At 42.1% G+C, this 8,902-nt stretch carries 7 protein-coding genes; 1 reads left to right on the plus strand and 6 read right to left on the minus strand.

The genetic code is table 11. The features are described 5' to 3' along the window. Nucleotides 1-158: 158 nt before the first annotated feature. From rpmF to A5875_RS05925, 5 genes are all read right to left on the minus strand, one after another. Nucleotides 159-338: a 50S ribosomal protein L32 gene (gene rpmF / locus A5875_RS05905; protein ID WP_010740070.1), complete on the minus strand. Its 180-nt coding sequence runs from the start codon at nt 336-338 to the stop codon at nt 159-161. A 59-nt stretch (nt 339-397) separates the two neighbouring features. Continuing rightward, nucleotides 398-949, minus strand: a complete 552-nt coding sequence (locus A5875_RS05910; protein ID WP_088934640.1) for a YceD family protein — start codon at nt 947-949, stop codon at nt 398-400. 272 nt (nt 950-1,221) lie between these two features. Then, the gene (pyk, locus tag A5875_RS05915; RefSeq protein WP_088932748.1) at nt 1,222-3,006 is read right to left on the minus strand and encodes a pyruvate kinase; all 1,785 of its coding nucleotides are present in this window, start codon (nt 3,004-3,006) and stop codon (nt 1,222-1,224) included. A 63-nt stretch (nt 3,007-3,069) separates the two neighbouring features. Further along, the gene (gene pfkA, locus A5875_RS05920) at nt 3,070-4,032 is read right to left on the minus strand and encodes a 6-phosphofructokinase (RefSeq protein ID WP_088932749.1); all 963 of its coding nucleotides are present in this window, start codon (nt 4,030-4,032) and stop codon (nt 3,070-3,072) included. A gap of 140 nt (nt 4,033-4,172) precedes the next feature. Further along, nucleotides 4,173-7,430, minus strand: a complete 3,258-nt coding sequence (locus tag A5875_RS05925; RefSeq protein ID WP_088932750.1) for a DNA polymerase III subunit alpha — start codon at nt 7,428-7,430, stop codon at nt 4,173-4,175. A 422-nt stretch (nt 7,431-7,852) separates the two neighbouring features. Between A5875_RS05925 and A5875_RS05930 the strand changes: the two genes are divergently transcribed. Next, complete coding sequence (locus tag A5875_RS05930; RefSeq protein WP_088932751.1) at nt 7,853-8,032, plus strand: YjzD family protein; 180 nt, start codon at nt 7,853-7,855, stop codon at nt 8,030-8,032. A gap of 126 nt (nt 8,033-8,158) precedes the next feature. Here A5875_RS05930 and A5875_RS05935 read toward each other — a convergent pair. After that, a partial coding sequence (locus tag A5875_RS05935; RefSeq protein WP_217809344.1) for a hypothetical protein occupies nt 8,159-8,902 on the minus strand: 744 nt, incomplete at its 5' end.

An 8,902-nucleotide genomic window follows, 5' to 3' on the forward strand; every position in this document is an offset into this window, starting at 1 on the left:
GATTCAAGAAAATCTCTCAGAAATCAAACTACCGAAATTCAATATCAGGATGAGAAGCTAACTTTCATTAAATGACTTCCATCCTTTTTTATCCAAGAAAAAAACCTCAAGACTCCATGGTTAGTCTTGAGGTTTTAACTTTCTCTATTAAAAAGTTCTTATGCTTCTTTAGACATAACATCTTTTCCATCATAGTAGCCGCAGTTGGCACATACGTGATGGCTCTTCTTCATTTCGCCACAGTTAGGACATTCGTTTAATCCTTTAATGGTCAATTTGTAGTGAGTACGACGTTTGTTCTTTTTAGCTTTTGATGTTTTTCTAGCTGGTACTGCCATTGGGTGTTACACCTCCTTATAAAATGAAGTATCATTTACTGATACATTTTATTCCAATCTTACTTGTCATCTTCCGATTCGTTGAATAGTTCAGATAATTTTGCAAGACGAGGATCAATTGTTTCAGCGGATTCTTTTTTCTGCAAATACTCTTCTTCACTTACGACTTCCCAATCGTTGCCTTTTGGTAAATCAGAAGAATTTCGTTCTTCCTCAGTGAAGACTTGCAGCGGAATCGCTAATAAAATGTTATCTTCGATAGAATCGGTCAAGTCGATCGTATCATTGTCTAGGACAAGAATCTCTTCGTCTCGTTCTTCTTCCATTGAAGACCATTGCTCCCGTGTCATGAATACTTCGTCCACTGAAAGATCAAGTGGCAGATCAACTGGTTCCAAGGAGCGGGCTGAAGGAACAGTTACAATAGTTTTCAAGCGATAATGTAAAATATATTCATTTTTTCCGACAGACAAGATTCCTTCTACAGTAACGGGAGTTACCGCTAAGACTTCATTGTCGCGGGCTATCAATGCGTCATTCACATCAATCGTTTCTGAAAAATTTAGTGCTTCTTCTTTGTAGCGGCGCAATTCGCCAATCGACCATTTCATCATTCATCACCTCATAAGCAACAATCGATATTATACAGGTGGAAAAAACCTTTGTCAATGAAATTTTCTTGACACCTTTAAAAGCTATGCCAGTTTTTCTAATCACGCTAAAGCGCGATTAGAAAAATGGTATGCGTGCGAAGATTCAAAGAATTTTTCTTTTAGAAAATTCTTATTTTATTAATGAGCTAGCCACTCAACCTCTTCATAGAAAAGGACTGCGACAGTTTGCCGCAGTCCCAAAAATCCTTTTGAAACGACAATCCAAAAATTTAGATCGCTGTTGTTTGTCCACGGTAGACGATACCACGACGAGGGTCAACAGTAACTAATTCGCCATCAACGACTGTTGAAGTTGCGTCAGTTGCACCAACTACTACTGGGATATCTTGAGCGATACCGACAACAGCAGCGTGTGAAGTCAAGCCGCCATCTTCAACGATCAAAGCAGAAGCTTTTTCGATTGCAGGCATGTAGTCTTTATCAGTTGTAGGAACAACTAAAACCATACCGTCTTTCGCGTTTTTGATTGCTTCTTCAGCGTTTTTAGCAACGACTGCGTGAGCCACGACTGTTGATTCACCGATACCTTGTGCTTGTAATAATTTAGAACCGATCATTTGAACTTTCATAACGTTTGTAGTTCCGCGTTCACCAACTGGTACACCAGCAGTGATCAAGATCAAGTCGCCTTCTGTAGCAAAACCTAAATCAACAGCTTTTTGAGCAGCTAGGTCGAACATTTCGTCAGTTGTTGTTGGTTTTTCAGCAACTGTTGGGAATACTCCCCAGTTAACCATCAAGCTGCGTTTTGTATGTTCGTCAAATGTTACAGCTAGGATGTCAGCATCTGGACGGTATTTAGAGATCATACGTGCAGTGTGTCCTGATTCAGTTGCCGCAACGATTGTTTTAACGCCTAAGTTTTTCGCAGCGCGAGCTACAGATAAACCGATTGTTTCAGTTACGTTAGATTTGTCGAATTCGTTGATTTGGAATGAACCTAATTCTGACAATGCAGATTCAGCTTCCATATCGATACGAGCCATTGTACCAACAGCTTCAACTGGGTATTTACCATTTGCAGATTCACCAGAAAGCATTGTAGCGTCAGTTCCGTCAAATACAGCGTTGGCAACGTCAGATGCTTCCGCACGTGTTGGACGTGGGTTTTCTTGCATTGATTCTAACATTTGAGTCGCTGTGATAACTGGTTTACCGGCAGCGTTACATTTTTTGATGATACGTTTTTGGACCATAGGAACTAGTTCAGGCGCGATTTCAACACCCATGTCCCCACGAGCGATCATGATACCATCAGAAACTTTGATGATTTCGTCGATGTTGTCGATACCTTCTTGTGATTCGATTTTAGGGAAGATATGAACGTGGTTCATATTTTTTTCTTCAATAATTTCGCGGATATCAAGAACGTCTTGTGCTTTACGAACAAAACTTGCAGCGATAAAGTTGATGTCGTTATCTAAACCGAAACGGATATCGTCTGCATCTTTTTCTGTGATACCTGGCAAGTTGATTGAGATTCCAGGAGCGTTAACACCTTTACGAGAACCTAGCATACCAGCATTTTTAACAACCATTACTAATTCACGGTTGGCATCGTCTTTATCAACGATTTCCATGTCGATCAAGCCATCATCGAATAAAATGTGTCCGCCGATGTGAGCATCGTCGAATAGTCCTGGGTAAGTAACAGCGATTTTTTCTTTTGTTCCTTTATGTTCAGAGTCCATTGAGATGCGTGTTTCGTCACCTACGTTAAATTCAATATAACCAGCGCGGCCGTAATCTGCGTCTGTAGTATCTTGAACAGTTGTACGGATTTCAGCACCTTTAGTATCTAAAAGGATACCGACATCTTTACCAGTTTTTTCTACTGCTTCACGAACCATGTTCATGCGTGACAATTGTTCTTCGTGATCTCCGTGTGAGAAGTTGAAACGGAACACGTTAGCACCTGCTTCAATTAATTCAGAGATTGTTTCAACGGTGTTACTTGCAGGTCCTAAAGTACTAACGATCTTCGTTTTTTTCATTACGTAATACGCTCCATTCTTGTTGTTTATAATATATAGCTTTTTTCACTATTATTAACGAGATTAAAATGAGATTTCGTTGTTCAAACCATATAATGATAAGTCAGGTTTGTGTTTGTTGTTTTCTAATGTATCAACGATGTCAGCAGCTACGACTTTGTTGTCTTCGATACCGATACATAATCCGCCTTTGCCTTCTAACAATAAGTCAACGGCATATGAACCGAATTTGCTGGCTAATACACGGTCGCGTGCGCTTGGTGAACCACCGCGGACAACGTGACCTAATACACTGACACGTGTATGGAAGTCGCCGTATTCAGCTAGTTTATCAGCGAATTCATTTCCGCCCATAACGCCTTCAGCTAAGATGATCAAGCAATGTTTCTTCCCACGATCGCGGCCTGCTTGGATTTTCTTGGCAATGCGTTCCATGTCAAATTCATGCTCAGGAATGACGATTTCATCAGCACCGCCTGCAACACCTGACCATAAAGCGATATCGCCAGCGTTACGTCCCATTACTTCGATAACGAAGGTACGAACGTGTGAAGTCGCTGTATCACGGATACGGTCAACGGATTCTAATACAGTATTCGTCGCAGTATCAAAACCGATCGTGAAGTCTGTTCCTGGAATATCATTGTCGATCGTTCCTGGGATACCGACAGCTGGATAGCCATGTTTTGTCAAGGCCATCGCACCGTGGTAAGAACCGTCACCACCGATAACGACTAATCCTTCGATACCGAATTTTTTCAATTGTTCGATCCCTTTTAATTGCCCTTCTTCAGTAGCAAATTCTGGGTAACGAGCTGAATATAAGAAAGTTCCGCCTCGTTGAATCTTGTCACCAACATCTGCGACATCCAAACGACGGATATCACCAGCAACTAGACCGGCAAAACCATAATTGATGCCATATACTTCCATGCCTTCGAAAATCGCTTTACGAACAACCGCACGAACGGCAGCGTTCATTCCGGGAGCGTCTCCTCCACTTGTTAAAATTCCAATGCGTTTCATTTTCTCACCTCATAAGTATTCTCAAAAAAACATACATCGTTTAATTCATGGTACATTCTACCAAAAAACATCCCAAAAGTCTTGGGATGTCTACGGGAAAAGCTCGTATTTTGAAAAAAGTTTTTGAAAGTTACAAGAAATCATCTTATTACGACGTTTTGTTCCCCTAATATGTCACTTAAAGCATTTAACAGGGTGTCATTAACCCCCACCCAAAACTTTTTATCCAGCACAATCTTCCGCCGACTTTTCTCATAATAGATCACAACTGGAACTTTTCCTGGTGATAATTGAAGTCTTTCGGCAATTCCTTGCTGAATTTCGGTGGTATCCTGTTCGGCCTGCACCCGCAAAAATAGTGTTTTATCGCTAATCTCATCTTCGGCGGTTTGCGCCGGAATCATTTCTTCAACTAGTAATTGGATCGCTTGATCATAGCGGCTGCGTTCTACCTTTCCTTGAACCAGATACACTTTTTCAAGCTCGATCTCTTTGCGTAAGCGGCGATAGGTTTGCGGGAAGACGGTCAACGAAATTTCACCGCTTTGATCATTTCCGGTCAAGAAGGCCATCTGCTCGCCTTTTTTAGTACGGATCTCGCGTACATCCTTTAAATAGAAGAGAATTTTTCCCTGACTGCCGACAGAAAGCTCAGTGATAGGCTGCAAGTCCTTTTGTTTCAAGAGTTTAGGGAAGTTTTCGGTTGGGTGTCCTGAGACATACAACCCGAGATATTGCTCCTCGTAATTCAAGCGTTCCGCCAATGTGAAATCTTCAGACGGTCGTTCCTTTAGACTCATCACATCCAGCAAGGACATGCTGCCGCCGCTGTATTCGACATTTTGGATTTTCCCTTCCAGCCCATCGGCCAATTCCCGCCGATTGGGATGAAGTTCATCGAAGGCACCAATAAAGATCAACGGCGCGATGTAATCGATCTTCAACCAGCGTGATTCGATCCGCAGCAGAAATTGGTCCAAGGATTTGAAGGGACCTTCTTCCTTGCGAGTCGTCAAAATGTCACTGACAAAATCACGCCGCATTCCTTTGATCGCATCCAGACCAAAACGAATCAGATTCTTCTCAACTAAGGTAAAGCTGTAGCTGCTGCGGTTGATGTCCGGTGCTAATAATTCCACCCCGGCACGATTGGCTTCAGCGATGTATTCGCGCAGCTTCTTCGGATCATTGCGAACCGATTGCATCAATGCGGTGTAGAAAGCGCCGGGATAATGGACTTTCAAATAAGCCATTTGATACCCTACGAAGCTATATGCCACCGAGTGAGATCGGTTGAACCCATAGTTGGCAAAGCGTTCGATATAATCATACACTTCTTCGGCACTCTGCTGACTGTGACCGCGACCAACCGCTCCAGTGACAAAATGACGTCTTTCTTCATCTAATAAGTCTTTTTTCTTTTTGCTGACGGCACGCCGCAGAATATCGGCCTCGCCTAAGCTGAAGCCCGCCATCTGAGCGGCTACCTGCATGATTTGCTCTTGGTAGACGATAAACCCATAAGTCGGCGCTAGAATCTGCTGAACAGAAACATCGGGATAGCTTACCTGCTCTTTGCCATTCTTCCGTGCAATAAACTGATCAATGATCTGCATCGGACCCGGCCGATACAGCGCATTGACCGCCACGATGTCTTCAAAGGATGTCGGATGCAGATTGCGCAGCACTTTGCGGATACCAGCGGATTCAAATTGGAACACGCCGCTCGTCTCACCCCGCTGGAATAAAACCAGCGTTTCCGGATCGTCCAAGGGGACATTTTTTAAGTTCAAGTCTTCTTGATAGACACGCCGAACATTTTGCAGCGCATTGTCAATAATGGAAAGATTCCGCAGACCAAGGAAATCCATCTTCAACAGTCCGATGGCTTCCACATCACCCATGGTGAATTGCGTCAGCAAAATATCCTCTGAACCATTTTGCAGCGGAACCACATCGATCAAGTTCACATCGCTGATCACGACACCGCCTGCGTGGGTGGAGACGTGCCGCGGCAGGCCTTCTAGACTCAAAGCTGTTTGGAACATCAAATTGCTGCGCTCGTCATTTGCCACTAGGCGTTTTAACGGCTCAGACTTTTCATACGCTTCTTTTAACGTGATTTTCAATTGATTAGGGATCGCCTTTGACCAGCGATTCGCCTCGCTTTGGGATAAACCGAAGACCCGGCCAACATCTCTCAGAACCATTTTCGCCGCCATCGTGCCGAATGTCGCAATTTGCGAAACATGGAAATGACCGTATTTATCATGAACATAGTGCAGTACCTGATTTCGGCGGTTGTCAGGAATATCCAAATCGATATCGGGCATGCTGTTTCGTTCCGGATTCAAGAATCGTTCGAACAGTAGATTGTATTTGATCGGATCAACATCGGTAATACTCAGAACATAAGCGACGAGCGAACCCGCCGCTGAGCCTCGACCCGCACCGGAAACAATCTTGCTGCGATGCACATAATCCATTACATCCCAGACGATCAAAAAATAATCATCGAAGCCCATGTTATGGATAATCCCTAATTCGCGCGTCAGCCGCTGACGATATTCCTCGGTAACATCTGCGATCCGCTCCGGTAATTTCTGCCAGCAAAGCTCCTGCAAATACGCATCCGCCGTTTGCTGCGTAGGTACCGGATAATGAGGCAATAATTTCTGACGCAAAGGCAGGTCAAACTGACAAGCATCAACGAGTTTTTGAGCATTGGCTAGCGCTGCCTGATCTTCGAAACCAGCCACTAGATTATCCCTCTCGATTAAGTAATTATCCCCCAACTGATTGGTCAATTCTTCTCGCGGCAGTTGACTGCCGTTTTGAATGTGGCCCATGACTTTGATCGCAAACGATTGATTCGAGTCCAGATACGCCACTTCATGAATCGCGATTTTCGGCAAGCTTGTCGGCAGCTCCGAAGTTTTCGTTGCCGGTGAAATTCCTAAATAGACCTCGCCATTGATTGATTGAGTAATCTTTGGAATGATTGATTCCAGCGGTTCGTATATTCCGTCAACAGGAAGAACGGTGATCAGATGCTCACCATTGATCTGATAATCAGATAATGTCTGGGGCTTCTCCGCCATCATGCGCGTGCTGGATAGCCGCATCAATTCCTGATAGCCAGCGACATTTTTAGCATAAAACAAGATTTTTTCCGTGGCTTCTTCAGAATGAAAATCCAACTCCAATCCGATGATGCCGATCATTTGATGCTTTTTGCAGGCTTTGAAAAATTCTACGGCCCCATATAAAACATTCTCATCGGTGATCGCGATCGCAGAATATCCGCGGGCTTTCGCTGTTTCCACGTATTCGCTGATCGTTAAGGTACTTTTCAGTAATGAATAGGAAGTTTTCGTATAAAGTTGTGGTAAATTCATGATATCCTCCTACTTCGTAATAAGGTATTTATTTTTCTTGAGGAAAAATAAGTTTGATGCTCAGCACGTATATCATTCCACTAAAGTGTTAATACTGAAATTCTGCAAAAAGTGGAACTGACATCCTACTTCGTATTAAGGTATTTATTTTTCTTGAGGAAAAATAAGTCTGATTTTCAGCACGTATATCATTCCACTAAAGTGTCAATACTGAAATTCTGCAAAAAGTGGAACTGACATCCTACTTCGTATTAAGGTATTTATTTTTCTTGAGGAAAAATAAGTCTGATGCGTAGCACGTATATCATTCTCCTAATCTCGCCAAAAAGGGAGTTGAAACTGGCGAGACAAGTCTTTTCTTTACATTTTCAAAAATAATGCTAAACTAAACCTAGAATTTCCTGCGAAAAGAGGTGCTCTTGATGAAATATCTAGTTACATTATTTTGGGCTTTCGCAATTGGACAAGCCGTTTGTTATCTAGGCGGTGCCTTGCAAAGTGGTTCTTATAACTTTGAATTATCTACGATTATATCATTGATCGTTGGTGTTATCGCACTTATTGCCGTACGTTTTGTATCACCAAAAAAAGCTGAAGCATAGAAAAAACCAGTTACTTTATTGTAACTGGTTTTTTGTTTATTTCAAAGGGTGAAACGTTGGTTAAGTAGACCGTTAATTGTCCAACCTAGCCTCATAACAACCAAACTAATTTTTTTCTGAGCTTCTTTAAACTCGTCTCCGCTCTTTTTCGATTTGGTTTCTCAACGCTTTTTGGCTAACATTGAGCCGTTTAGCCAGGCTGGCATCTATTTTTAAGAAGGGATTGTTCTCTAACTCGGCGGCATATTTTACATAAGCCTTCTCCGCAGCCGTTTTATCCCAAGTATTTTTTCCATATCTTTGATCGTAGAATTTCTTATAGGTTAAGAAAGTTCCCCTGCCGACTGATTCCCCGGCTTCTGTTTCCAAAAATTCTTTTATGGTCAACCTGGAATTGTAGTGTTTCATTTGATAAAAATTACTTACTATAAACCGAGCCCTTTTATGTGAAAACGGTCCAAAGTCTAACTGATCCTTCGTAATAGTGGTCTGATAAACACTTGTCCGATCTTCCTCGGATTTGTTCGGATTGTCATTGTAAGTCAGGTACATCATCATTATTTTATTTTTATCGACCATCTCTTCTTTTCTGATTTCTAAGTGTTTCTCCAAAACATAAATATCTAATAGTTCGTTAAAATTTGACCCCTTTTTATTTAACGTCCGATATTCTTTTTTTGCATCAACGAAGCTTTTATAAGTAGCTAACAAATAATAGTTCGCTCGAAAAAGCGAGTAATCTTCTTGAAAAACAGCATCCCTGTTTTCTCCGAAAATGGCATATTCTTTGATGAACTTAAAATACTGCTCACTATCTTTTTCCAACTTACTGTCGATATCTTTTACCAAAGCTTTCTCGTGTTTTAAGAG

The organism is Enterococcus sp. 3H8_DIV0648, from assembly GCF_002140655.1.
Taxonomy (GTDB): domain Bacteria; phylum Bacillota; class Bacilli; order Lactobacillales; family Enterococcaceae; genus Enterococcus_A; species Enterococcus_A hulanensis.

What these genes read in the sequence shown, in the direction of transcription:
- rpmF (WP_010740070.1), bottom strand. Translation starts at nt 338, where the DNA reads ATGGCAGTACCAGCTAGAAAAACATCAAAAGCTAAAAAGAACAAACGT.
- A5875_RS05910 (WP_088934640.1), bottom strand. Translation starts at nt 949, where the DNA reads ATGAAATGGTCGATTGGCGAATTGCGCCGCTACAAAGAAGAAGCACTA.
- pyk (WP_088932748.1), bottom strand. Translation starts at nt 3,006, where the DNA reads ATGAAAAAAACGAAGATCGTTAGTACTTTAGGACCTGCAAGTAACACC.
- pfkA (WP_088932749.1), bottom strand. Translation starts at nt 4,032, where the DNA reads ATGAAACGCATTGGAATTTTAACAAGTGGAGGAGACGCTCCCGGAATG.
- A5875_RS05925 (WP_088932750.1), bottom strand. Translation starts at nt 7,430, where the DNA reads ATGAATTTACCACAACTTTATACGAAAACTTCCTATTCATTACTGAAA.
- A5875_RS05930 (WP_088932751.1), top strand. Translation starts at nt 7,853, where the DNA reads ATGAAATATCTAGTTACATTATTTTGGGCTTTCGCAATTGGACAAGCC.